The sequence below is a fragment of the Mycobacterium sp. genome (genome assembly GCF_035314905.1).
Classification (GTDB): domain Bacteria; phylum Actinomycetota; class Actinomycetes; order Mycobacteriales; family Mycobacteriaceae; genus Mycobacterium.
Map to the genome: position 1 here is coordinate 1 of NZ_DATFYW010000072.1, position 22,664 is coordinate 22,664.

Sequence of the window (22,664 nt, forward strand, 5' to 3'; positions counted from 1 at the left end):
CCGGACAGCACGTCGCCCGAACCGGCCGTGGCGGCCCAGGACTGCCCGGCGGGGTTCAGGTAGACCGGGCCGCCGGGGTCGGCGATGACGGTGACGTTGCCCTTGAGCAGCACCGTCGCGCCGAACCGGTCCGCGAGCTCGCGGGTCGCGCCGACGCGGTCCGCGCCCGGCGGCGCCCCCGCCAGCCGGGCGAACTCGCCGGCGTGCGGGGTCAGCACCGTCGGCGCTTGCCGTGAGGTGACGAGATCGGGATGCGCGGCGAGGATCGTCAGCGCGTCGGCGTCGACGATCACCGGCAGGTCGGTGTCGAGGGCGAACCACAGCGCCGAGGCGCCGGCTTCGTCGGTGCCCAGGCCCGGCCCCACCGCCCAGGCCTGGACCCGTCCGGCGGTCTCGGCGCTGGTTGACGCGATGACCTCGGGCCAGTGCGAAAGCACCTGCGTGGCGGCGGTTCCCGCATAGCGGACCATGCCCGACGTGGCCGCGACCGCCGCGCCGGTGCACAGCACCGCCGCACCCGGGTAGGTCGCCGACCCGGCCAGAATGCCGGTGACACCCTGGGTGTACTTGTCGTCGTGGGGTCCGGGCATCGGCCAGCGGGCTTTGACGTCGGCCGCCTCGAACCCCGACAGGTCGCTTTCCGGCAGGTCGAGGCCGATGTCGACGAGTTCGACGCGACCGCATTCACCAAGGGCGTGAACGGGTTTCAGCCCACCGAACGTGACGGTCAGCGCGGCGTGCACATGCGGCCCGGTTGTGGCGCCGGTCCCGACATCGACGCCGCTTGGGATGTCGACCGCCACTGCTGGGATTCCGGCGGCGTCGACGGCCGCGAACACCTCGGCGGCCGCGGGGCGCAGGGGGCCGGAACCGGATATGCCGACGACGCCGTCGATCACCAGGTCGGTTCCCTCGGGGACGCTGTCGACGACGCGCCCGCCTGCGCGGGTGAACGCTGCCAACGCTTTGTGGTGGGCGTGTTCGGGGTTGAGCAGCACCGCGAAGGCGCAGGCACCGCGGCGACGCAGGAACGTCGCCGCCCAGAGCGCGTCGCCGCCGTTGTCTCCGGAGCCGACGACGGCGCACACCCGCCGCCCCGACACCCCGCCGGTGCGGGCCTTGAGCTCGTGAGCGATCACCGTCGCAAGCCCGTATGCCGCGCGACGCATCAGCGCACCGTCGGGCAGGCTGGCGAGCAGCGGCGCTTCGGCTGCCCGGATCTCGTCGGCGGAGTAGTAGTGCCGCACCTGTGCCAGGATTCCATGCCGATGGGCATTCCAGTGCGCCGACGCCGAATCCACTTCGGCGACACGCCGGGCGACAGTCGCAATCCTTTGACTGTCGCGGCTACTCGACGGTGACCGACTTGGCCAGATTGCGCGGCTTGTCGACATCGTAGCCGCGGGCCTGGGCCACCGACGCGGCGAACACCTGCAACGGGATTGTCGACAGCAGCGGCTGGAAAAGCGTTGTCGCCGTCGGTATTTCGAAGATGTGGTCGGCGTAGGGCCGGACCGTGTCGTCGCCCTCCTCCGCGATCACGATCGTGACGGCGCCGCGGGCCTGGATCTCGCGGATGTTCGACAGCAGCTTGGCGTGCAGCGTGGACGCGCCTTTCGGCGACGGCATCACGACGATCACCGGCATACCGTCGTCGATCAACGCGATCGGGCCGTGCTTGAGCTCGCCGGCGGCGAACCCTTCCGCGTGCATGTACGCCAGTTCTTTGAGCTTCAGCGCGCCTTCGAGTGCGACGGGGTAGCCGACGTGGCGGCCGAGGAACAGGATCGTCGAGGCCGAGGCGAACCGCCGGCCCAACTCGACGACGGGCCGAAGGTCGGCCAGTACCCGGGCCACCAGGTCCGGCATGGCCTCGAGTTCCCGGTACTCACGTGCCACCTCGTCGGGGTACTTCGTACCGCGCGCCTGTGCCAGGGCCAGACCTACGAGGTAATTCGCCGCGATCTGGGCGAGGAAGGTCTTCGTCGCCGCGACCCCGATCTCCGGCCCGGCACGGGTATAGAGCACCGCATCGCACTCTCGCGGGATCTGCGATCCGTTCGTGTTGCAGATCGCCAGGACCTTCGCCTTCTGCTTCTTGGCGTGCCGCACCGCCTCCAGCGTGTCGGCCGTCTCGCCGGACTGCGAGATCGCCACCACCAGCGTGCTGCGGTCCAGCACCGGGTCGCGGTAGCGAAACTCGCTGGCCAGCTCAACTTCGACAGGGAGCCGTGTCCAGTGCTCGATCGCGTATTTGGCCAGCAGCCCGGAGTGGTACGCCGTGCCGCACGCGACGACGAACACCTTGTCGATCTCGCGCAGCTCGCCGTCGGAGAGCCGCTGCTCGTCGAGGACGATGCGGCCGTCGACGAAGTGGCCCAGCAGGGTGTCGGACACCGCGGCGGGCTGCTCGGCGATCTCCTTGAGCATGAAGTACTCGTAGCCGCCCTTCTCGGCGGCCGACAGGTCCCAGTCGATATGAAAATGGCGAGCACTCGCGTCGTCCGGGTCGCCGTTGAAGTCGGTGATGCGGTAGCCGTCGGCGGTGATCACCACCGCCTGGTCCTGGCCCAGCTCGACGGCGTCACGGGTGTATTCGATGAACGCGGCCACGTCGGAGCTGACGAACATCTCGCCGTCGCCGACGCCGAGCACCAACGGGGTGGAGCGGCGCGCCGCGACGATGGTGCCGGGTTCGTCGGCGTTCGCGAACACCAGCGTGAAATGGCCCTCCAGCCGGCGCAGCACGGCCAGCACGGAGGCGGCGAAGTCGCCGGCGGTGTCGCCGTGCCGGTATTGCCGGGCCACGAGGTGGACGGCCACCTCGGTGTCGGTGTCGCTGGCGAACTCGACGCCGGCGCCTTCAAGCTCGTGGCGCAGCGTCGTGAAGTTCTCGATGATCCCGTTGTGGACGACCGCGATTTTGCCGGCCGCGTCGCGGTGGGGATGAGCGTTGCGATCGGTGGGACGACCATGGGTGGCCCAGCGGGTGTGGCCGAGGCCGGTGTGGCCGTGCAGGGCCGCCTGGCCGCTGGACCGCAGCGCATCGTCGAGGTTGGCGAGCCGCCCGGCGCGGCGCCGGACCGTCAGCCCGCCGTCGGCGTCCACCAGGGCGATGCCGGCCGAGTCGTAGCCGCGGTACTCCATGCGCCGTAGCGCGTCGACCACGACAGTGCAGGCAGAACGCTGCCCGACGTAGCCGACAATTCCACACATAGGTGACCAGGGTAGTGCAGCCGAGGGTGAGCCGCCGTCAGCTACGGTTCACACATGGCCCGGACACGCAAGCTGTTCAGCGCTTTGACCCGCCGCGGTCCGCACAAGGTTTTGCGCGGTGACCTGGCCTTTGCCGGCCTGCCGGGCGTGGTGTACACCCCGGAGTCGGGGTCGAATCTGGCGGGGATCGCATTCGGCCACGATTGGCTCACCGGCGTCGACCGCTACCTGGGCACGCTTGAGCACCTGGCGTCCTGGGGAATCGTCGCCGCCGCCCCGGACACCGAGCGCGGGCTCGCGCCGTCAGCGCCACGCCTGGCCTACGACCTGGGCAGCACGCTCGACATCATCGCCGGGGTGCGGTTGGGTCCGGGCAGGATCCGCGTGCACCCGACGAAGCTCGGCGTGGTGGGTCACGGTTTCGGTGGCTCGGCGGCCGTGTTGACGGCCGCTGAGCGGTCTGGGAAGCCGGGCTTCGCACCGAAGGCGGTTGCCGCGGTGTTTCCGGCGATCACCAGGCCGCCTGCCGAGGAGGTCGCCGCGCGGCTGGCCATGCCGGGGCTGGTGCTAGGCGCACCGGGTGATCCGGCGAACCTGCGCTCGAATGCGCTGGAGTTGTCGCGGGCGTGGGAGGGTGCGGTGCTGCGGGTGGTCGGTAAGGCCAAGCCCGGCGGCTTCGCGGAGGGCCGTCGGCTCTCGCGGATCTTCGGGCTCCCGGGTCCGAACCGAAAGACGCAGAAGACGGTCCGGGCGCTGCTGACCGGGTTCTTGCTCTACGAGCTCACCGGGGCCAAGACCTACCGCGAGTTCGCTGATCCCGAGGCTGTGCTACCGGGAACGGAGAAGCTCGAGGAGCCGTTGGAGCCTGCCAAGCCGGAGGAGAAGATCGTCGCGTTGCTGAAGTGACGCCGCCGTCGACGGTCGATCGTTTCGACATCGCGGCCCTTTCTGCGGTTCTCCGTTATCCCTGTTCGCTGACGCAGTTCGCCACCCGCAGGGCCACCTGTTTGGCGGTGTCCTCGTCGGGTGCTTCCACCATCACGCGCACGAGCTGCTCGGTTCCCGACGGGCGCAAGAGGATCCGGCCCGTGTCGCCGAGCTCGGCTTCGGCGTCGGCGACCGCCGCCTGCACCGAGGGCGCAGACGCGACGGTCGCCTTGTCCTCGACCTCGACGTTGATCAGCACCTGCGGCAGCGTGTTCATCGCTGACGCGAGCTCCCGCAGAGGTGTGCGGGTATGTGCCATCCGCGACATCAGCCGCAGGCCGGTGACGATGCCGTCGCCTGTCGTGCCCAGCGACGGCATCACGATGTGCCCGGACTGCTCCCCGCCCAATGCGTAGTTTCCGGCCCGCAGCTCCTCCAGCACATAGCGGTCCCCCACCGTGGTGGTGCGGACCTCGATGCCCGCAGCACGCATCGCCAGATGCAGACCCAGGTTGCTCATCACGGTGGCCACCAGCGTGTTGGCCGGCAGCTCGTCGGCCTCCTTCATCGCCAGCGCGAGGATGACCATGATCGCGTCGCCGTCGACGACCTGTCCGGTCGCATCGACGGCCACGCAGCGGTCGGCGTCACCGTCGTGGGCCAGGCCCAGATCGGCGCCGTACGCCACGACAGCGGCCTTCAGTGCCTCGATGTGGGTGGATCCGCAGCGGTCGTTGATGTTCAGGCCGTTCGGCGTGGCGTTGATCGCGATCACCCGGGCGCCTGCGGCCTGGTACGCGCGCGGACCGGCGGCCGACGCGGCGCCGTTCGCACAGTCGACGACGACGGTCAGGCCGTCCAGCCGGGTGGTCAGGGCCTTGCCGACGTGCCGCAGGTACCGCTCGGTCGCGTCTTCGGCGTCAACGACGCGACCGAGGGCCGCGCCGATGGGCCGGGTGCCGGGGTCGGCGAAGACCAGTTCCTCGATGCGCTCCTCGGTGGCATCGTCCAGCTTGTGGCCCCCGGGGCCGAACACCTTGATGCCGTTGTCGGGCATCGGGTTGTGCGACGCGGAGATCATCACGCCGAAGTCGGCGTCATAAGCGCTCGTCAGGTAGGCCACGGCGGGGGTCGGCAGCACGCCGACCCGCAGCGCGTCCACGCCTTCGCTGGTCACGCCGGCGATCACCGCGGCCTCGAGCATCTCACCGCTGGCGCGCGGATCGCGGCCGATCACCGCGACGCGGCGACGCGAGCGACCGGAGCGGCCAAGGCGGCGAGCCGACGCGGCTCCGACGGCAAGTGCCAGCTCCGCGGTCAGCTCGCGGTTGGCGACCCCGCGAACGCCGTCGGTGCCGAACAGTCGACCCATGGGCACAAACTTCTCATACCCGGTACCCGAAGACACAACCGACGAGGTAATCCGCCGTAAGGCAGCCGAACCGAAACCCGAACGAGACCGCCGTGCTGTAGGCGCCGGGTCAGCGCTTGGAGTACTGCGGCGCCTTGCGGGCCTTCTTCAGCCCGTACTTCTTGCGCTCGGTGGCCCGCGGATCCCGGGTCAGGAAGCCGGCCTTCTTCAGCGCGGGCCGGTCCTCCGGCTGCACCAGGATCAACGCGCGGGCTATCGCCAGCCGCAGCGCCCCGGCCTGCCCGGATGGGCCGCCCCCGGCCAGGTGGGCATAGATGTCGAAGCTGTCGACCCGGTCGACGGTCACCAGCGGTGCCTTGATCAGCTGCTGGTGCACCTTGTTGGGGAAATAGTTCTCCAGCGTGCGCCCGTCGAGGTCGAACTTGCCGGTGCCGGGCACCAGACGCACCCGCACGACGGCTTCCTTGCGCCGGCCGACGGTCTGAATCGGCCGGTCGACGACGACGGGCTCGCGGGCTTCGGTGGAGTCGGCGGTCTGCTCTACGGACTGAGTCACTGGCTCACCTGCTTGATCTCGTAAGGAACCGGCTGCTGGGCCCTGTGCGGATGGTCGGGCCCGGCGTATACGCGCAGCTTGCGCTGGATCTGTCGGCCCAGCCGGTTCTTGGGCAGCATCCCGACGATTGCCTTCTCCACGACGCGGTCGGGGTGCTTTTGCATCAGGTCGCCGATCGAGCGCGCCCGCAGGCCACCGGGGAAACCCGAGTGGCGGTAGGCGAACTTTTTCTGCAGCTTGTCGCCGCTGATGGCGACCTTGTCGGCGTTGATGACGATGACGAAGTCGCCACCGTCGACGTTGGGTGTGAACGTCGGCTTGTGCTTGCCGCGCAGCAGCGTTGCCGCCGCGACGGCGAGCCGGCCGAGCACGACGTCCGTGGCGTCGATGACGTACCACGACCGCGTGGTGTCACCCGCCTTCGGCGTGTACGTGGGCACAGCGCTTACCTTCTATTCTCTCGGGTTGGATCCCGGTGCGACCCGGGTGCCGGTCAGGCGTCGACGGTGGGGGTGGTTCTCGGCGACCGACGTTGACCCGAGCCCCTTGGCGTACCGCACGCCGACCCGACAGCTTACCGGCGCACGTATGCGCTGGTCAAAATGCCCGCGAGAAGGCACGAGCGGCCCCAGCCATGTCCCGGCGCGGATGGTCGGGCCCTTGAACGCGCTCATCGCTTTGAGGAGGCTGCGTCTGCGTACCAGCAGGCGTCCGCGACCGCCCGCCGTCGCGGTGCGCTCGATGAGGCGGGGGCGCACCTGTCGCGCGCGCTTACCCAGGTGGGCCACCTCCCCCCGAGTTCCGAACGCGACCGTCGCGAGGTGAAGCTGCGGTTGCGTCACGGATTCCTCGCGTCGGCCGCCGGGGGCGCGGGAAGCCCCGAGACCGCGGCCGATTTCGAACGCTGCCTGAAGCTGGCCGGAACCGACCCCAATGCCGACGAGTTGTTTGCGACCTTGATGGCGATATTCGCCCTACTACGTCGGTCGTGCCGACCTTGTGCGAGCGCAGCAGGTTGTGGAATCGCTGCGAATCGGCGTTGATGGAGGACGTGAATGGTGGCGACCAGAGAACATTGGAGGCTCTGGCACGCTGTCTTGGCTGCGCGGCGAATTCGTCCACGCCAGCAGGCAATTGGAAGAAGCCGCCGCCCTGATTGCTTCCCGGGATCAGCGCGACGTCGAAGCTGAGTGGTTCATGCCCTACGATCCGGTTGTTCTGACACTCACTGGTCTTGCGCATTCGCGTTGGGTACGTGGCGATCTCGCCGGAGCGGATGCAGCGGTCGAGCGCTGCGTTGAGCGGGCTGACGAGCTCGGTTTCCCGCAGGGGCCGTTCAGCCTGTGCTACACGCGGTATGTCGAGGTCTGGATCGCGATGGAGGCCGGTCGATTCGAGCGTGCCGTCGAGTTGGCCGTCGACATGACGCGACGCGCCGAGCACCACGGCTTCGATCAATGGGTTGCTCTGGGCACTGCCCTCAGGAGCGACGCCACCGCGGCCGCTGCGGTGGACTCTGACCAACTGAAAGAGTCCGGCGTATCGGAGAGCATTGCCACACTGACCGCCTGGATAGAGGCGTGCCGCTTCCTGGGGGCCAAGGGTTACCTACGTCGTTTGACGGCCACATCGCGCGGCTGTTGGTTGCAACTGGCCGGCTCCAGGAGGCACTGGTCGAGATCGCACCGACGCCGGCCTTCGGCTTGCGGACGAAACGGGCCAGCACTACTACGACGCGGAATTGCTTCGGCTCCGCGCCGCAACGCATGCCGACGCGGAGGCACGCCGTATGGATTTGGCGGCAGCGATCGCGCTTGCGCGCCGGCAGGAGGCGGTCGTCTTCGAACTGCGGGCTGCCCTTGATGACTTCGCGTTGCGCGGCCCGGCGGCAAAGCGTTCCGTTGTCGAGGCGGTGGGCTTGTTTCCCGGGGACAGCACGTGGCCCGAGTTGGCGCGGGCACGGGCACTGCTGGCCTGAGCAGCCGTCAAAGCACTCGAAAGACTTCGTATTCGACTTTCGAGCCCTCGACGACGTGCCCCCGCGCGACGAACACGCTGCGGTTCATCCAGGCATAACGCTCGTCGCCTGTCTCGATGCGGGGCGTGATGCGGAAGTACTGGTCTTCGTAGGCGGTTCCGCTGCCACCGGCCATCGCCCCCATGACTGCCTGGTTGAGCTCCAACAGGCCGAAATACTGAACATAGACGCGTGCTCCGTCATCGGTCTCGAACTGCAGGCGCACGTCGATGCGCCCGTAGCCGTCCGGACCGGCGAGTATCCAGTCACCACCGCCGCCGAACGCCTTCGCGTTGAAGCGCTTGCCCGTCGCCCGCCCCTCGGTGACCTCCGCGTACACCCGCTGGCCGAATGGCCCGGGCCCGAAGTCCACCAGCGGCTTGAGCGCCACCCAGAAGGAGAACTCTCGCTCGAGTTCAAGACTCATCCCGACACCTACCTTGCCCGGTGTTGAACGCTCGGAGCCTTCTCACGATATGTCGCCGGGTTCAGTACCGACAACCTCATCGGCGATGGCGGTGCTTACCCCGCGAAGTTCAAGCCGCTGAAGCCATTACCACTGCCGCAGACCGGCGCGGCGCCCCGTCACCCGATATGCGGGCAACCATGTTTGCGGTGCGTCGACGTCGATGTGCCAGCATGGACGTCGTGAGCGCACGCCAGATTGCCAGTTGCCTTGCTGCCGCCGCCCTGATGTTCGGGTGTTTGTTGACCGCACCCGTCCCGTCGGCGTCAGCGGATGGATGCCCGGACGTCGAGGTCATCTTCGCCCGCGGGACCGGCGAACCTCCCGGCGTCGGGAGCGTCGGGCAGGCCTTCGTCAACTCGCTGAGCTCGAGGGTGGGGGGCAGGTCCGTCGGCGTCTATGCGGTCGACTACCCGGCCACGCTCAACGTCCTGCATGCCGCCGCGGGCGCCAATGACGTGACCGGCCACTTGAGCTACATGGCCGCCAACTGCCCGAACACCAGGCTGGTGCTGGGCGGCTTCTCGCAGGGCGCCTACGTGATGGACCTCGTCGCCGGCGCCCCGATGCCGAGTGTCGGCTTCAACGGACCGGCGACCCCCGACGTCGCGCAGGCTGTGGCCGCGGTCGCGGTCTTCGGCAATCCGTCCTACCGGATACTTGGCGGCCCGCTGAGCAGCCTCAGCCCGCAGTACGGCGGAAAGGCGATCGACTTGTGCAACGGCAACGACCCGGTCTGCTCCAACGGCACGGACCGCAGCGCCCACAGCCTGTACGTCGAATCGGGCATGACGAGCCAGGCCGCGAACTATGTTGCCGGATTGGTCTAGCCAGACACCTGGCAAACAACCGGGCGGCCATACCCGCCGCAGATCGCTAACATCGATATGTGAGCGATTTACCGGGTCGTCGATTTCTGATCGGCTGCCTTGCCACGCTTCCGATCGCGGCAATGCTGCTGACAGCGCCGGTGGTGATCCCCGCGGGCCAACCTGGCGCGGCCGAATCAGCCTCCGCCGCCTCCTGCCCTGATGTCGAAGTCGTGTTCGCGCGAGGTCGCCTGGAGTCACCGGGGACCGGCATCCTGGGCAACGCCTTCGTCAGCGCGCTGCGATCCAGGGTCAGCAAGAACATCGGTGTCTACGCGGTCAACTACCCCGCCGACACCCAGGTGGATCAGGGCGCCAACGATATGAGCCAGCACATCCAGTACATGGCCAACAATTGCCCGAACACGCGCCTGGTGGTGGGGGGCTACTCGCTCGGCGCGGCGGTCACCGACGTGGTGCTCGCGGTTCCTGCCCCCATGTTCGGTTTCAACAATCCCCTGCCACAGGGCAGCGATCAGCACATCGCCGCGGTCGCACTGTTCGGCAACGGAAGTCAATGGGTGGGCCCCATCACGAACTTCAACCCGGTCTACAGCGACAGGACCATCGAGTTGTGTCACGGCGCCGATCCCATCTGCAACCCGGCCGACCCGAACACCTGGCAGAACAACTGGCCGCAACACCTCGCCAACTCGTATATCCAGGCAGGCATGGTGAACCAGGCCGCCGACTTCGTTGCCGGCAAGCTGCAGTGATTACTCCGCCACGCGCAGGTCGCGGGTTACCAGCGTGCGCGCGGCGAGCTGATCGTCGGGCGGGTAGTCCACGCCGATCAGTGTCAGCCCCCGAGCCGGTGCGGCGGCGAAGTGGCTGGACCGCCGCGCAAGCGTGAGCAGTCCGGCGCACCAGTCAGGGCTGCGGCGGCCGTCGCCGACGGCGAGCAGCGCCCCCACCAACGAGCGCACCATCGACCAGCAGAACGCGTCGGCGGCGACGTGCGCGGTGATCAGGTGGCCGTCGCGGGTCCAGTCAAAACGCTGCAGATCCCGAATCGTGGTGGCACCCTCGCGGTATCGACAAAAAGCGGCGAAATCACGGAGCCCGACAAGCTGTTTCGATACCTCCGCCATCAGGTCGACGTCCAGTGCTCGCGGCCATGCCGTCACATACCGTGCCAGCTGCGGCTCCACTCCATACGGCGCGGTGGACAACCGGTATGCGTAGTGGCGGCGCAAAGCCGAGAATCGTGCGTCGAAACCGGCAGGCGCGCGGGTGATCTCACGCACCCGGACGTCAGCCGGCAGGAAGCGGGCGAGACGCCGCACAAGCGCGAGGAATTCGGCGTCTCCGGAACGCCGGGACCGCGGGTAGGCGTTCTTCAGCACGCCCGCCGGGACGTCGAGGTGGGCAACCTGGCCCGTAGCGTGCACGCCGGTGTCCGTGCGCCCGGCGGCGAATAGCTGCGCCGGCACGCGGAACACCGTCGACAGCGCGTCGTTCAGCACACCCGCGACGGTGCGCTGACCGGCCTGCACCGCCCAGCCGGCGAAATCGGTTCCGTCGTAGGCGATATCGAGCCGAAGACGAACATGCCCGCCACCGGAGTCGGTGGCGGGCACGGAGCCCCTCCCGCGTGCGGAGGAGTCGTTCATGCCGTCAGGACTTGTCGGCGTCCGCAGCCTCGTCGTTCTGCGCGGTCCCCGAGCCTTCCGTCGTTTCCTCTGCCGCCGGCACCTCCTCGGCGACGGCCTCTTCAGCCGCGGGAGCCTCGGCCGGAGCGGCCTTCTTGGACGTGCTTACCCGGCGGGCGCGGTCGGCTTCCGAGGTCACCGTCTTCTCCCGCACCAGCTCGATGACGGCCATGGGTGCGTTGTCCCCCTTGCGCGCCTCGACCTTGACGATGCGGGTATAGCCACCGTTGCGATCGGCGAAGAACGGCCCGATCTCGGCGAACAACGCGTGCACCACGTCCTTGTCACGGATCTTCTTGAGCACCTCACGCCGGTTGTGCAATGTGCCCTTCTTGGCGTGGGTGATCAGCTTCTCGGCGTACGGCCGCAGCGCCCGGGCCTTGGTCTCGGTGGTCTTGATCCGGCCGTGCTCGAACAGCGACGTAGCCAGGTTGGCCAGGAGCGCCTTCTGGTGCGAGGACGACCCGCCGAGGCGAGGGCCCTTGGTGGGCTTGGGCATTGCTGACTCTCCTTAGAGCTGTTCGGTTTCGGCGTAGTCCTGGTCGTTGTCAATGTCGTACGAGTTGTCCGACCAGGTGCCGGTGGTGGCGTCATAGCCGACGACCTCGGACGGGTCGAAGCCCGCCGGGCTGTCCTTCAACGACAGGCCGAGCTGGTGCAACTTGACTTTCACCTCGTCGATGGACTTCTGGCCGAAGTTGCGGATGTCCAGCAGGTCCGACTCGGTGCGCGCCACGAGCTCGCCGACCGTGTGGATGCCTTCGCGCTTGAGGCAGTTGTACGACCGCACCGTCAGGTCCAGGTCGTCGATCGGCAACGCGAACGATGCGATGTGGTCGGCTTCAGCCGGCGACGGGCCGATCTCGATGCCTTCGGCCTCGACGTTGAGCTCACGGGCCAGACCGAACAGCTCGACGAGCGTCTTGCCCGCCGACGCCAGCGCGTCGCGGGGGCCGATCGAGTTCTTGGTTTCGACGTCGAGGATCAGCTTGTCGAAGTCGGTGCGCTGCTCGACACGGGTGGCCTCGACCTTGTAGGTCACCTTCAGCACCGGCGAGTAGATGGAATCGACGGGGATGCGGCCGATTTCGGCGCCCGAAGCCTTGTTCTGCACGGCGGGCACGTAGCCGCGACCGCGCTCGACGACCAGCTCGACCTCGAGCTTGCCCTTCTCGTTCAGCGTCGCGATGTGCATGTCGGGGTTGTGCACCGTGACGCCGGCGGGCGGCACGATGTCACTCGCGGTGACGGCGCCGGGGCCCTGCTTGCGCAGATACATCGTGACCGGTTCGTCTTCCTCGGACGACACGACGAGGCCCTTGAGGTTCAAGATGATGTCGGTGACGTCTTCCTTGACGCCCGGCACGGTGGTGAACTCGTGCAGCACACCGTCAATGCGAATGCTGGTGACCGCGGCGCCGGGAATCGACGACAGCAGCGTGCGCCGCAGCGAATTGCCGAGGGTGTAGCCGAAGCCGGGCTCGAGCGGCTCGATCACGAACCAGGATCTGTTGTCGGCGATGGCCTCTTCGGACAGAGTGGGTCGCTGAGAAATCAGCATTTCTTCGTTCCTCCTTCACGGCATCCGCTATTTGATGCCGAGTGTCTCCCGCAAGCGGGGAGGTTCCCCCGAGCCGCCATCGGGACGGCTCAGGAAGCCTTACTTCGAGTAGTACTCGACGATGAGCTGCTCGGCGAGCGGCACATCGATCTGGGTCCGCTCCGGCAGCTGGTGGACCAGGATGCGCTGGCGCTCCCCGATCACCTGCAGCCAGCCCGGGATGGGCCGGTCGCCGGCCGTCTCACGCGCGATCTGGAACGGGAGGGTGTTGAGCGACTTGTCCCGCACGTCGATGATGTCGTACCGCGACACCCGGTAGCTGGGGATGTTCACCTTCACGCCGTTGACGAGGAAGTGGCCATGGCTGACCAGCTGGCGTGCCTGCCGCCGGGTGCGCGCCAATCCGGCGCGGTAGACCACGTTGTCCAGCCGGCTCTCGAGGATCTGCAGCAGCGCTTCACCGGTCTTGCCGGTGTGGCGGTTCGCCTCCTCGTAGTAGCGGCGGAACTGCTTTTCCATCACACCGTAGGTGAAGCGGGCCTTCTGCTTCTCCTGCAGCTGCATCAGGTATTCGCTCTCCTTGATCCGCGCGCGGCCGTGCTGGCCGGGCGGGTAGGGACGCTTCTCGAACGCCTGGTCGCCGCCGACGAGGTCGACGCGCAGCCGCCGCGACTTGCGGGTGATGGGTCCGGTGTAACGAGCCATGAGTCTGCTTCCCTCCTAGACCCGGCGCCGCTTGGGCGGACGGCAGCCGTTGTGCGGCTGCGGCGTGACGTCGGAAATCGCGCCCACCTCCAGGCCGGCGGCCTGCAGCGAGCGGATCGCGGTCTCGCGGCCCGAACCGGGGCCCTTCACGAACACGTCGACCTTGCGCACGCCGTGCTCCTGCGCCTTGCGGGCGGCGTTCTCCGCGGCCAGCTGCGCAGCGAACGGCGTCGACTTGCGCGAGCCCTTGAAGCCGACGTGGCCCGACGACGCCCAGGCGATGACGTTTCCCTGGGGATCGGTGATCGACACGATCGTGTTGTTGAACGTGCTCTTGATGTGCGCGGCGCCGTGCGGGATGTTCTTCTTCTCGCGGCGGCGGCCCTTCTGGGCCTTCTGGCCCTTCTTGGGGGCGCCGCCGGTGCGCTTCTGGGGTGGCATTGATTACCTGGCCTTCTTCTTGCCTGCGATGGTGCGCTTCGGGCCCTTGCGGGTACGCGCGTTGGTCTTGGTCCGCTGGCCGCGCACCGGCATGCCGCGGCGGTGCCGCAGGCCCTGGTAGCAGCCGATCTCGATCTTGCGGCGGATGTCGGCCTGCACCTCTCGGCGCAGATCGCCCTCCACCCTGAGGTTGGCTTCGATGTAGTCACGCAGCTGGGTCAGCTGGTCCTCGGTGAGGTCCTTGCTGCGCATTTCCTTGTCGACGCCGGTGGCGGTGAGGATCTCGTTCGAACGGGTACGGCCGATGCCGTAGATGTAGGTCAGCGCGATCTCCATCCGCTTGTCGCGCGGCAGATCGACGCCCACAAGGCGTGCCATCGGGCAGTGTTCCTTTTCTCCGCGGAGGTCTGGTCCCAATCCGCTCCCGACTACACGGGGCCCGGCCTCCGTTCCGGGCGTCGATGAGCGGCTCGTCCGCTCAGTGGTACTGGGACTTCTGCATTGAGTTGTGGTTGGTGGCCGGCCGGGTCCTTGCGGAAGCCTGGCTCAGCCTTGTCTCTGCTTGTGGCGTGGATCGGAGCAGATCACCATGACCCGCCCATGCCGACGGATCACCCTGCACTTGTCGCAAATGGGCTTGACGCTCGGGTTCACCTTCACGGCTTTTTCGATCCTGTTCTCTGACTACTCGTTGGACTGGCTGGCTTACTTGTACCGGTACACGATCCGGCCCCGGGACAAGTCGTAGGGCGACAGCTCCACGACGACCCGGTCCTCCGGCAGGATGCGGATGTAGTGCTGCCGCATCTTGCCGCTGATGTGGGCGAGCACCTTGTGACCGTTCTCCAGCTCAATGCGGAACATCGCATTGGGCAGAGGCTCGACCACCCGACCCTCGACCTCGATGGCACCGTCTTTCTTTGCCATAACCTCCGCGATCCTGCTTTTCGTTGGCGCCCAAACCGGCGCAGCTTCCGTCGACTGCACAACGTGAGCCGGTGACAAGAAATTCCGCGAAATTCCAAGACTGGGCACGCCAGAGTCGGCGCGGTTGCCGCACCGTGTCTCCACAATACCCGCTCCGGGGGCACCGGCCAAATGACTCCGGGCTGTCGGCGGGGTGCCCTGACGAGCGCATACTTGACTTCGATGACTGGACCCGGTCCCCAGCCCCGTAAACCCGCAATCATCACCGTCGACGATGACCCCGCGGTCTCGCGCGCGATCGCCCGGGACCTTCGCCGCCACTACGGCGAGCGGTATCGGATTGTCCGCGCGGAGTCAGGCCCCGACGCGCTGGAAACGCTGAACGAACTCAAGCTCCGCGGCGACGCGGTGGCCCTGTTCGTCGCCGACTACCGCATGCCGCAAATGAGCGGCATCGAGTTCCTCGAAGAGGCGATGGACATCTACCCTCTCGCCCGCCGTGTGCTGCTGACCGCCTATGCCGACACCCACGCCGCGATCGAGGCCATCAACGTCGTCGACCTCGATCACTACCTGCTCAAGCCGTGGGACCCGCCGGAGGAGAAAATGTACCCGGTGATCGACAGCCTGCTGGAGGCGTGGCTGGCCACCGGTGACAGGGCGATCCCGCATACCAAGGTGATTGGTCACCGCTGGAACGCGAGGTCCTGGGAGGTGCGCCAGTTCCTGGCGCGCAACCAGCACTCGTTCCGCTCGTTCATGGCCGACGAGGCGAAGGGTAAGCAACTGCTCGACGCCGCCGGTCTCGATGGGTTCCAACTCCCCGTCGTGATCACCGAGCAGGGCGAAACACTGGTCGAGCCGACCAACGCCGAACTCGCCACGATGCTCGGCCTGTCCACCAGTCCGTCACTGGAGATGTATGAGCTCGCTGTCATCGGAGGTGGGCCGGCCGGCTTGGCCGCTGCCGTCTATGGCGCCTCCGAGGGTCTGAAAACCGTCTTGATCGAGGAGACCACGACGGGAGGGCAGGCTGGGCGCAGCTCCAGGATCGAAAACTATCTCGGTTTCCCCACCGGGGTCTCGGGCGCGGAGCTGACCACCTCCGCGCGCCGACAGGCCGAGCGGTTCGGCGCGGAGGTGATCACCACTCGAAAGGCGGTCGGCCTGGCTGCCGGCGACTCGGGCTCCGCTCGCACGATCCAGTTCGAGGACGGCACCACCATCGGCGCCCAAGCTGTGATTCTTGCGACCGGCGTCGACTACCGCCAGCTGAGGGTGTCGGGGTGCTGGGATGACCCCGACAACAGCGCGTGCAACTACGTCGGTCGCGGCGTCTACTACGGCGCCTCGGTCTCCGACGCCTCGGAATGCCGCAACGAGGACGTCTACATCGTCGGCGGCGCCAACTCGGCCGGCCAGGCCGCGATGTACATGTCGCGCGAGGCGAACTCGGTGACGCTGCTCGTCCGCGGGCCGTCGCTCGAAGCGTCGATGTCTTACTACCTGATCCAACAGATCGAGAAGAACGACAAGATCGCGGTCCGCACCTGCACCGAAGTTGTGAGCACCGTCGGCCAGGAGGACCACCTCGCCGGCCTGGTTCTCGAGAACAGGCGCACCGGCGAGCGGGAGAAGGTGGACTGCTCACGCATGTGCTGCTTCATCGGCGCTGAGCCGCGCACCAGGTGGCTGGAAGGTGTGGTGGCCCGCGACGACCATGGCTTCATCCTCACCGGCCCCGATCTGAAGGACGTGTGCGGTTGGACGCTCGACCGGCCACCGCACCACCTGGAAACAAGCGTGCCGGGTGTTTTTGTTGCAGGCGATGTGCGTGCCGATTCCGCCAAACGCGTAGCGGCCGCCGTGGGCGAAGGGTCGATGGCCGTGATGTTGGTGCATCGGTACCTGGCCGGGTCGTAGGAAGGAAGCGCCATGGGTGAGACATGTCTGCCCGATGAACTGCGCTCGCTGTTCCTGTTCGAGGCGCTCTCCGACGAACAGCTCGAGACGCTGTGCAAGGACGGCCACATCGCCACCTACGAGCCCGGGCCGATCTGCGTCGAGGGTGAGCCGGCGACCTGCTTCTACGTGCTGATCGATGGCGAACTCGTGATGTCGAAATGGTCGGGCGGCGAGGACATCGTCACCAACCGCACGTCCCAGCGCGGGGTGTACTGCGGCGCGTGGAGCGCATTCGTACCCGGCGAACAGCAGGTCTACGAATCGTCGGTGCGAGTCACCAGGCCGTCGAAGTTCTTCGTCCTCGACGCCAAAGCGTTCGGCCGGTTCGTGCAAACGCAGTTCCCGATGGCAGTGCACCTGCTCGAGGGGCTGAAGGTCGGTGGACTGCGGCAGCGCCAGATCATCGGCCAGCGGGAGAAGCTGCTGGCCCTCGGGCAGCTTTCTGCCGGGCTCACGCACCAGTTGAACAACCCGGCCGCGGCCACCGCCCGCGCGGTCGCCGACCTTCGTGACCGCGTCAGCAAGATGCGGCACAAACTGGCGATGCTGGCCGACGGCAAGTTCACATCTGAGGCGCTGCGCTCACTGGTCAGCATCCAGGAGGAGGTCGCCGAGCAGGTCGCCAAGGCGAAATCGCAGGAACTCAACGCCCTGGAGACCGCCGACCGCGAGGACCAGATCAGTGACTGGCTCGACGAACACGGCATCGAGGGCGCGTGGGACTACGCGTCGACATTCGTCGACGCCGGTCTGGACACCGACTGGTTGGAGCGCATCTCCGCGTCCATCGACGACGTCGACGCGTCGGCGTCGCTGCAAAGCGCCCTCGGCTGGCTGAAATACACGGTTGACACCGAGTTGCTGATGAACCAGATCGCCGAAGCCAGCAAGCGCATCTCCGCACTGCTGGCCAGCGCCAAGCAGTATTCGCAAATGGATCGGGCTCCTTACCAGGTGTCCGACATTCACGAGTTGCTGCACAGCACGCTGATGATGTTCGGCGACAAAGTGGGCAAGGACAAACCGATCAACCTGGTCAAGGAGTACGACAAGTCGTTGCCCCAACTTCACTGCTATCCGGGCGATCTCAACCAGGTGTGGACCAACATCATCGACAATGCGATCCAGGCGATGGGTGGGAGTGGCACGTTGACGGTGCGCACCAAGCGCGAGAGCGATGACCTCATCCGGGTCGAGATCTGCGACGACGGGCCGGGTATCCCCGAAGATATTGTGGACCGCATCTTCACGCCGTTCTTCACCACCAAGCCCTTCGGTGAGGGCACCGGACTGGGCTTGGATCTGGCGTGGCGGATCGTGGTGGAAAAGCACCACGGCAACCTGCGCGTCGAGTCCGAGCCGGGAAACACGCGGTTCATCATCATGCTTCCGGTAGCGGCACCCGCTCCGCCATGGTCTTTCGCGGGTTCTTCACCTCATCGCCCGCAGTGGACACGGCGCCAAGAACGATGAACGCCAAGAAGATCTCGCCCGCAGCGGAATAGTGCCCGGCGGCCGGCAGGTTGGAGCAGACATGACGACAGGTGACGCGATTCCCAACCTCGGACGTTTCGGCGTCTTCGGCCGGGGGTCCACCCCCGAGCAGGCCAGGCAGATCGAAGACCTCGGCTACGGCACAATCTGGGTAGGCGGTTCCCCGCCTGCCGAATTGTCATTCGTGGAGCCACTTCTCGCGCCGACATCCACCCTGAAGGTGGCCACCGGCATAGTGAACATCTGGACCGCGGCCGCCGAACCCGTCGCCGAGTCCTTCCACCGCATCAACAACACGTATCCGGGTCGGTTCGTCCTGGGCATCGGCGTCGGCCACCCCGAGGCCCATGCGGAGTACCGCAAGCCCTACGACGCGCTGGTCGAATACCTCGAGCAGCTCGACCGGTTCGGCGTGCCGGTGAACCAGCGCGTTGTGGCCGCGCTTGGCCCCCGAGTGCTCAAGCTGGCCGCCCAGCGCAGCGCCGGCGCTCACCCCTACCTGACCACGCCCGAACACACCCAGTGGGCGCGGGAACTGATCGGTCCGACCGCGCTTCTGGCGCCGGAGCACAAGGCGGTGCTCACCACGGACGCCGAGAAGGCCCGCGCCGTCGGTCGCAAGGCCCTCGACATCTACTTCAACCTGACGAATTACGTCAGCAACTGGAAGCGGCTCGGCTTCACCGACCAGGACGTGGCGCGGCCGGGCAGCGACAAGCTGATCGATGCTGTCGTTGCATACGGCACACCCGATGACATCGCCAAACGACTCGGCCGGCATCTGGAGGGCGGGGCCGATCACGTTGCGATTCAGGTGCTTACCGGCCCCGACAAACTGGTGCCGGCACTCTCCGAACTTGCCGGGCCGCTCGGCCTGAGAGCGAAATCCTGACGACGACCAATCCGAAATCCTGACGACGACCAATCAGGGAGGGAAATGACCGACCCAGGGCTGCTCAAACCCGACCTCGGCCGCTACGGCGTGTGGACCATGGGCCCCGTCAGGCCGGAGCAAGCGGCCGAAATCGAAAGGCTGGGCTACGGCGCCGTCTGGGTCGGCGGGTCACCCGCGTCCGACCTGACGTTCGCCGAGCCGCTCCTCGACAACACCGAGTCGCTGACGCTGGCCACCGGGATCGTGAACATCTGGTCCGCCCCGGCCGAACCCGTCGCGAATTCCTACCGGCGCATCGAGCAGGCTTACCCGGGTCGTTTCCTGCTCGGCGTCGGTGTCGGCCATCCCGAGCACACCGAGGAGTACCGCAGCCCCTACGACGCGCTGGTGGCCTATCTGGACGAGCTCGACAAGTACGGGGTGCCGGACAGCCGTCGGGTGATCGCGGCCCTCGGCCCGAAGGTGTTGAAACTCGCGGCCCGGCGCAGCGCGGGCGCGCACCCGTATCTGACGACGCCGGAGCACACCGCGCGGGCGCGCGAGCTCATCGGCACGTCGGTGTTCCTCGCCCCGGAGCACAAGGTCGCGCTGTCGACCGACGTCGAGGAAGCCCGCGAGCTGGGCCGCCAGGCGGTCGGTTTCTATCTGAACCTGAGCAACTACGTCAACAACTGGAATCGGCTTGGATTCACCGACGCCGACGTCACCCCTCCCGGCAGCGACAAGCTGATCGACGCGGTCGTCGCGCACGGGGACCGCGGACGACGTCGCCGAACGGCTCAACGAGCACCTGAAGGCCGGCGCCGACCATGTGGCGATCCAGGTGCTCGGCGGCTGGGACAAGCTGCTGCCGACGTTGACCGAACTCGCCCCCGCGCTGGGGCTGGCCGGACGGGACTGAGTAGGTCGCCGCTAGGGTTTGATCATGCGGCTGTTGGTCACCGGCGGCGCCGGGTTCATCGGGGCCAACTTCGTGCGCACCACCCTTAGTGAGCGCCCGCAGGTCTCGGTCACCGTGCTCGACGCCCTGACCTACGCCGGCAGCCGCGAGTCACTTGCCGGCGTCGGTGACCGGATCCGCTTGATCCAGGGCGACGTCGCCGACGCCGCGGTGGTGGACGCGCTCGTCGCGGAGGCCGACGCGGTCGTGCACTTCGCGGCCGAAACGCACGTCGACAATGCGTTGGCCGATCCCGAGCCGTTCCTGCGCGCGAACGTTGTCGGCACGTTCACGGTGCTGGAATCGGTCCGACGGCACGGGGTGCGGTTGCATCATGTCTCGACCGACGAGGTCTACGGCGATCTGGCGCTTGACGACCCGCGGCGTTTCACAGCTGAGACGCCGTACCATCCCTCGAGCCCGTACTCGGCGACCAAGGCGGCCGCCGACATGCTCGTGTGGGCGTGGGTCCGCTCGTACGGCGTCCGCGCGACGATCTCCAACTGCTCCAACAACTATGGGCCTTATCAGCATGTCGAGAAGTTCATTCCGCGGCAGATCACCAACGTGCTGACCGGACGACGGCCCAAGCTGTACGGCAGCGGCGCGAACGTACGTGACTGGATCCACGTCGACGACCACAACAGTGCGGTGTGGCGCATCCTTGACGAAGGCCGGCCCGGACGTACGTACCTCATCGGCGCCAACGGTGAGCATGACAATCTGACGGTGATGCGGATGATCCTGCAGCTGATGGGACGCGAGCCCGACGACTTCGACCACGTGCTGGACCGCGCTGGCCATGATTTGCGTTACGCGATCGACCCGACGGTGTTGTCTGAGGAATTGTGTTGGGCGCCAAAGCATACCGACTTCGCCAACGGCCTGCGCGAAACAATCGACTGGTACCGGCGCAACGAGACGTGGTGGGGGCCGTTGAAAGAAGGCGTCGAAGCGCAGTACGCCGCACACGGGCAGTGAGATGGCGGTTCGTGAGCTGGCGGTGCCTGGGGCGTGGGAGATAACGCCGCGCCTTCACGTCGATGACCGCGGGCTTTTCTTCGAGTGGTTCGCCCAGCAGCAGTTCGGTGCGTTCGCCGGTCACGTGTTCGACCTGCGCCAGGCCAACTGTTCGGTGTCGTCGGCGGGGGTGCTGCGGGGGCTGCACTTCGCCGAACTGCCGCCAAGCCAGGCGAAATACGTGACCTGCCTGCGTGGGGCGGTGTTCGACGTCGTCGTCGACATCCGCGTCGGATCGCCGACATTCGGTCGCTGGGATTCGGTGCTGCTCGACGATCAGGACCGCCGCTCGGTGTATCTCGCCGAGGGTCTCGCTCATGGATTCCTTGCACTACATGATGATTCGACGGTCATGTACCTGTGCTCATCCGGCTACAACCCCGAGCGTGAACACACAGTCCTGGCTACCGACCCGGCGATCGGCATCGAATGGCCGTCGGTACCCCGGGGTGTGCGGATGTCCGACCGCGACCGCGCCGCCGCTCCCCTCGACCTGGTCCGCGCCGCCGGCCTGCTGCCCAGGTGGGAGGACGCCGAGGCCTACGTCCAGGAGTTGCGCCGACGGCCGCAGCCGTGACGTCCGGCTACTCGATGACGATGCCGGCCATGTGAACCATGTGTCCTGCCTTCGCGCGGCGGTATCCGGCAAAGACGCCGCACGCTGTCACCAGAAATATGCCGGTGACGCCCGGCACCGCCACGACCGCGACTTCCGGAGTGGTAGCCCTTTGCAGGTAGCCGCTGTAGCCGGCTCTGAAGGGCAGGCGCACGGGAGGGCTTTGCGGTGCGAACGTCGTCAGGGGCGCGTTGGGCGGTGGCGGGGGTGTTTGAACAACCGGCGCCGGTGACAGGCTGGGCCCGAATGGCCGTGCCGACGGCGGACCGGCGGTGGGCGGAGCAGCCGGCGGCGGCGGAATGACCACGGGAACCGGCAGCACGGGCGGCATCAGCGGCACCGTGAGCGCCACCGGGGGCGCCCCGGCCGCCGGGGAGCTCGTTGTCGGCGGCAGCCCACCGGGCGGCGTCGACAAGCCGAGTTGCCCCGTGCGCGCGGGCACAGAACCCGGAAGCTTGGCGGCCGGTGGGTTTCTGGCGGCCGCTTGCGGGCTGCCGGCCGGCGTGGTTCCGCTGACCTGTGGCCGCACCGCGCTCGGGAGCGCGCTCCGATCCGGGGAGGTGTCACCTCCGATGCGAACTCCCCCGCCGATTCGCACGCCGTCGCCGACGTCGACACCGCCGCGGAACTGGGCCCCGCCGCCGAATTGGACACCCTGGCTCCCACCGCCCGACGTGTCGGCCCGAATCGTGCTGATCGGACGATGCGGGAGGACCCCGTCGCCGGTGGCGTCCGTCTGACCGTAGGTGCGTTCACGAGCTGTCTCGCGCCCGTCGTGGTCGTGCCTTTCACCGCCGTGGTGTCCTCCATCGCCCGGATGGGCAGCCGCGAGCCCGGCGCCGGGGCCGCACACGAGCATGCCGCCGGCGATGACGCAGGCGGCGGCTGAGTCGCGCAATCCGGGCATGTTCATCATTCGTCGTTCGTCCGTTGCAGAGGATTCTCATACGATAGCCCGAATCCAGTTTGCTGAAACATCGACCACCGCAGACCGCGGCCGTATTACTTCACGCCGCAATGATTCT

25 protein-coding genes and 1 pseudogene are annotated in these 22,664 nt (G+C 67.3%); 10 read left to right on the forward strand and 16 right to left on the reverse strand.

The annotated features are described in order from the left end of the window. Together VKG81_RS05565 and glmS are read right to left on the reverse strand one after the other, a co-directional pair. Positions 1-1,247 (reverse strand): bifunctional ADP-dependent NAD(P)H-hydrate dehydratase/NAD(P)H-hydrate epimerase (locus tag VKG81_RS05565; RefSeq protein ID WP_324394874.1); only part of this gene is annotated, 1,247 nt, incomplete at its 3' end. A gap of 100 nt (positions 1,248-1,347) precedes the next feature. After that, the gene (gene glmS / locus VKG81_RS05570; protein WP_324390485.1) at positions 1,348-3,216 is read right to left on the reverse strand and encodes a glutamine--fructose-6-phosphate transaminase (isomerizing); all 1,869 of its coding nucleotides are present in this window, start codon (positions 3,214-3,216) and stop codon (positions 1,348-1,350) included. A 54-nt stretch (positions 3,217-3,270) separates the two neighbouring features. Here glmS and VKG81_RS05575 point away from each other — a divergent pair, with 54 nt between their 5' ends. Continuing rightward, the gene (locus VKG81_RS05575; protein ID WP_324390487.1) at positions 3,271-4,122 is read left to right on the forward strand and encodes a hypothetical protein; all 852 of its coding nucleotides are present in this window, start codon (positions 3,271-3,273) and stop codon (positions 4,120-4,122) included. Between the two features lie 55 nt (positions 4,123-4,177). Here VKG81_RS05575 and glmM read toward each other — a convergent pair whose 3' ends face one another. The 4 genes from glmM to VKG81_RS05595 all read right to left on the reverse strand — a co-directional run bounded on the left by glmM (position 4,178) and on the right by VKG81_RS05595 (position 6,913). Then, positions 4,178-5,515 (reverse strand): phosphoglucosamine mutase, encoded by a 1,338-nt coding sequence (gene glmM / locus VKG81_RS05580; protein ID WP_324390489.1) that lies wholly within the window; start codon positions 5,513-5,515, stop codon positions 4,178-4,180. Between the two features lie 109 nt (positions 5,516-5,624). Further along, positions 5,625-6,071: a 30S ribosomal protein S9 gene (gene rpsI / locus VKG81_RS05585; protein ID WP_324390491.1), complete on the reverse strand. Its 447-nt coding sequence runs from the start codon at positions 6,069-6,071 to the stop codon at positions 5,625-5,627. Then, entirely contained in the window at positions 6,068-6,511 is a 444-nt protein-coding gene (gene rplM, locus VKG81_RS05590) for a 50S ribosomal protein L13 (RefSeq protein ID WP_324390493.1), read from the reverse strand. The genes rpsI and rplM overlap by 4 nt, the downstream gene beginning before the upstream one ends. 12 nt (positions 6,512-6,523) lie before the next feature. After that, positions 6,524-6,913, reverse strand: coding sequence for a hypothetical protein (locus VKG81_RS05595; protein ID WP_324390495.1), 390 nt, complete (start codon positions 6,911-6,913; stop codon positions 6,524-6,526). 947 nt (positions 6,914-7,860) lie between these two features. Between VKG81_RS05595 and VKG81_RS05600 the strand changes: the two genes are divergently transcribed. Next, positions 7,861-8,049 (forward strand): hypothetical protein, encoded by a 189-nt coding sequence (locus tag VKG81_RS05600; RefSeq protein ID WP_324390497.1) that lies wholly within the window; start codon positions 7,861-7,863, stop codon positions 8,047-8,049. Between the two features lie 7 nt (positions 8,050-8,056). On the opposite strand, the gene VKG81_RS05605 is transcribed toward VKG81_RS05600, so the two are convergent. Then, positions 8,057-8,515 carry a DUF3237 domain-containing protein gene (locus tag VKG81_RS05605; RefSeq protein ID WP_324390499.1) on the reverse strand — a complete coding sequence of 153 codons (459 nt, stop codon included), beginning with the start codon at positions 8,513-8,515 and terminating at the stop codon, positions 8,057-8,059. A gap of 212 nt (positions 8,516-8,727) precedes the next feature. Between VKG81_RS05605 and VKG81_RS05610 the strand changes: the two genes are divergently transcribed. Together VKG81_RS05610 and VKG81_RS05615 are read left to right on the forward strand one after the other, a co-directional pair. Then, on the forward strand, positions 8,728-9,384 hold the full coding sequence (locus VKG81_RS05610) for a cutinase family protein (protein ID WP_324390501.1): 657 nt from the start codon (positions 8,728-8,730) through the stop codon (positions 9,382-9,384). Positions 9,385-9,443: 59 nt separating this feature from the next. Further along, entirely contained in the window at positions 9,444-10,139 is a 696-nt protein-coding gene (locus VKG81_RS05615; RefSeq protein ID WP_414685174.1) for a cutinase family protein, read from the forward strand. Here the strand turns inward: VKG81_RS05615 and truA are convergent, their stop codons facing one another. From truA to infA, 8 genes are all read right to left on the reverse strand, one after another. After that, on the reverse strand, positions 10,140-11,036 hold the full coding sequence (truA, locus tag VKG81_RS05620; protein ID WP_324390502.1) for a tRNA pseudouridine(38-40) synthase TruA: 897 nt from the start codon (positions 11,034-11,036) through the stop codon (positions 10,140-10,142). It lies immediately after the preceding gene. Positions 11,037-11,040: 4 nt separating this feature from the next. Beyond that, positions 11,041-11,574, reverse strand: coding sequence for a 50S ribosomal protein L17 (gene rplQ, locus VKG81_RS05625; protein ID WP_324390504.1), 534 nt, complete (start codon positions 11,572-11,574; stop codon positions 11,041-11,043). Positions 11,575-11,586: 12 nt separating this feature from the next. Continuing rightward, positions 11,587-12,636 (reverse strand): DNA-directed RNA polymerase subunit alpha, encoded by a 1,050-nt coding sequence (locus VKG81_RS05630; RefSeq protein ID WP_324390506.1) that lies wholly within the window; start codon positions 12,634-12,636, stop codon positions 11,587-11,589. 99 nt (positions 12,637-12,735) lie between these two features. Then, the gene (gene rpsD / locus VKG81_RS05635) at positions 12,736-13,341 is read right to left on the reverse strand and encodes a 30S ribosomal protein S4 (protein ID WP_324390508.1); all 606 of its coding nucleotides are present in this window, start codon (positions 13,339-13,341) and stop codon (positions 12,736-12,738) included. 15 nt (positions 13,342-13,356) lie between these two features. Continuing rightward, positions 13,357-13,782 carry a 30S ribosomal protein S11 gene (gene rpsK, locus VKG81_RS05640; RefSeq protein WP_324390510.1) on the reverse strand — a complete coding sequence of 142 codons (426 nt, stop codon included), beginning with the start codon at positions 13,780-13,782 and terminating at the stop codon, positions 13,357-13,359. A 3-nt stretch (positions 13,783-13,785) separates the two neighbouring features. After that, the gene (gene rpsM, locus VKG81_RS05645; RefSeq protein ID WP_324390512.1) at positions 13,786-14,160 is read right to left on the reverse strand and encodes a 30S ribosomal protein S13; all 375 of its coding nucleotides are present in this window, start codon (positions 14,158-14,160) and stop codon (positions 13,786-13,788) included. Between the two features lie 168 nt (positions 14,161-14,328). After that, entirely contained in the window at positions 14,329-14,442 is a 114-nt protein-coding gene (rpmJ, locus tag VKG81_RS05650; RefSeq protein WP_003879483.1) for a 50S ribosomal protein L36, read from the reverse strand. A gap of 45 nt (positions 14,443-14,487) precedes the next feature. Then, positions 14,488-14,709, reverse strand: coding sequence for a translation initiation factor IF-1 (gene infA, locus VKG81_RS05655; RefSeq protein WP_003418601.1), 222 nt, complete (start codon positions 14,707-14,709; stop codon positions 14,488-14,490). A gap of 222 nt (positions 14,710-14,931) precedes the next feature. On the opposite strand from infA, the gene VKG81_RS05660 reads away from it, so the two are divergent. The 6 genes and pseudogenes from VKG81_RS05660 to rfbC all read left to right on the forward strand — a co-directional run bounded on the left by VKG81_RS05660 (position 14,932) and on the right by rfbC (position 21,600). Beyond that, a complete protein-coding gene (locus tag VKG81_RS05660; protein ID WP_324394860.1) occupies positions 14,932-16,632 on the forward strand; it encodes an FAD-dependent oxidoreductase in 1,701 nt (566 codons plus the stop codon). Between the two features lie 12 nt (positions 16,633-16,644). Then, a complete protein-coding gene (locus VKG81_RS05665; RefSeq protein ID WP_324394861.1) occupies positions 16,645-18,147 on the forward strand; it encodes an ATP-binding protein in 1,503 nt (500 codons plus the stop codon). A 61-nt stretch (positions 18,148-18,208) separates the two neighbouring features. Next, a complete protein-coding gene (locus VKG81_RS05670; protein WP_324394862.1) occupies positions 18,209-19,060 on the forward strand; it encodes an LLM class F420-dependent oxidoreductase in 852 nt (283 codons plus the stop codon). A gap of 45 nt (positions 19,061-19,105) precedes the next feature. Continuing rightward, positions 19,106-19,964 (forward strand): annotated as a pseudogene (locus VKG81_RS05675) (LLM class F420-dependent oxidoreductase). Between the two features lie 24 nt (positions 19,965-19,988). Next, positions 19,989-20,984 (forward strand): dTDP-glucose 4,6-dehydratase, encoded by a 996-nt coding sequence (gene rfbB, locus VKG81_RS05680; RefSeq protein WP_324394863.1) that lies wholly within the window; start codon positions 19,989-19,991, stop codon positions 20,982-20,984. Between the two features lies 1 nt (position 20,985). Continuing rightward, positions 20,986-21,600 carry a dTDP-4-dehydrorhamnose 3,5-epimerase gene (gene rfbC, locus VKG81_RS05685; RefSeq protein WP_324394864.1) on the forward strand — a complete coding sequence of 205 codons (615 nt, stop codon included), beginning with the start codon at positions 20,986-20,988 and terminating at the stop codon, positions 21,598-21,600. Between the two features lie 7 nt (positions 21,601-21,607). Here the strand turns inward: rfbC and VKG81_RS05690 are convergent, their stop codons facing one another. Continuing rightward, positions 21,608-22,552, reverse strand: coding sequence for a hypothetical protein (locus tag VKG81_RS05690; RefSeq protein WP_414685175.1), 945 nt, complete (start codon positions 22,550-22,552; stop codon positions 21,608-21,610). Between the last annotated feature and the right edge of the window lie 112 nt (positions 22,553-22,664).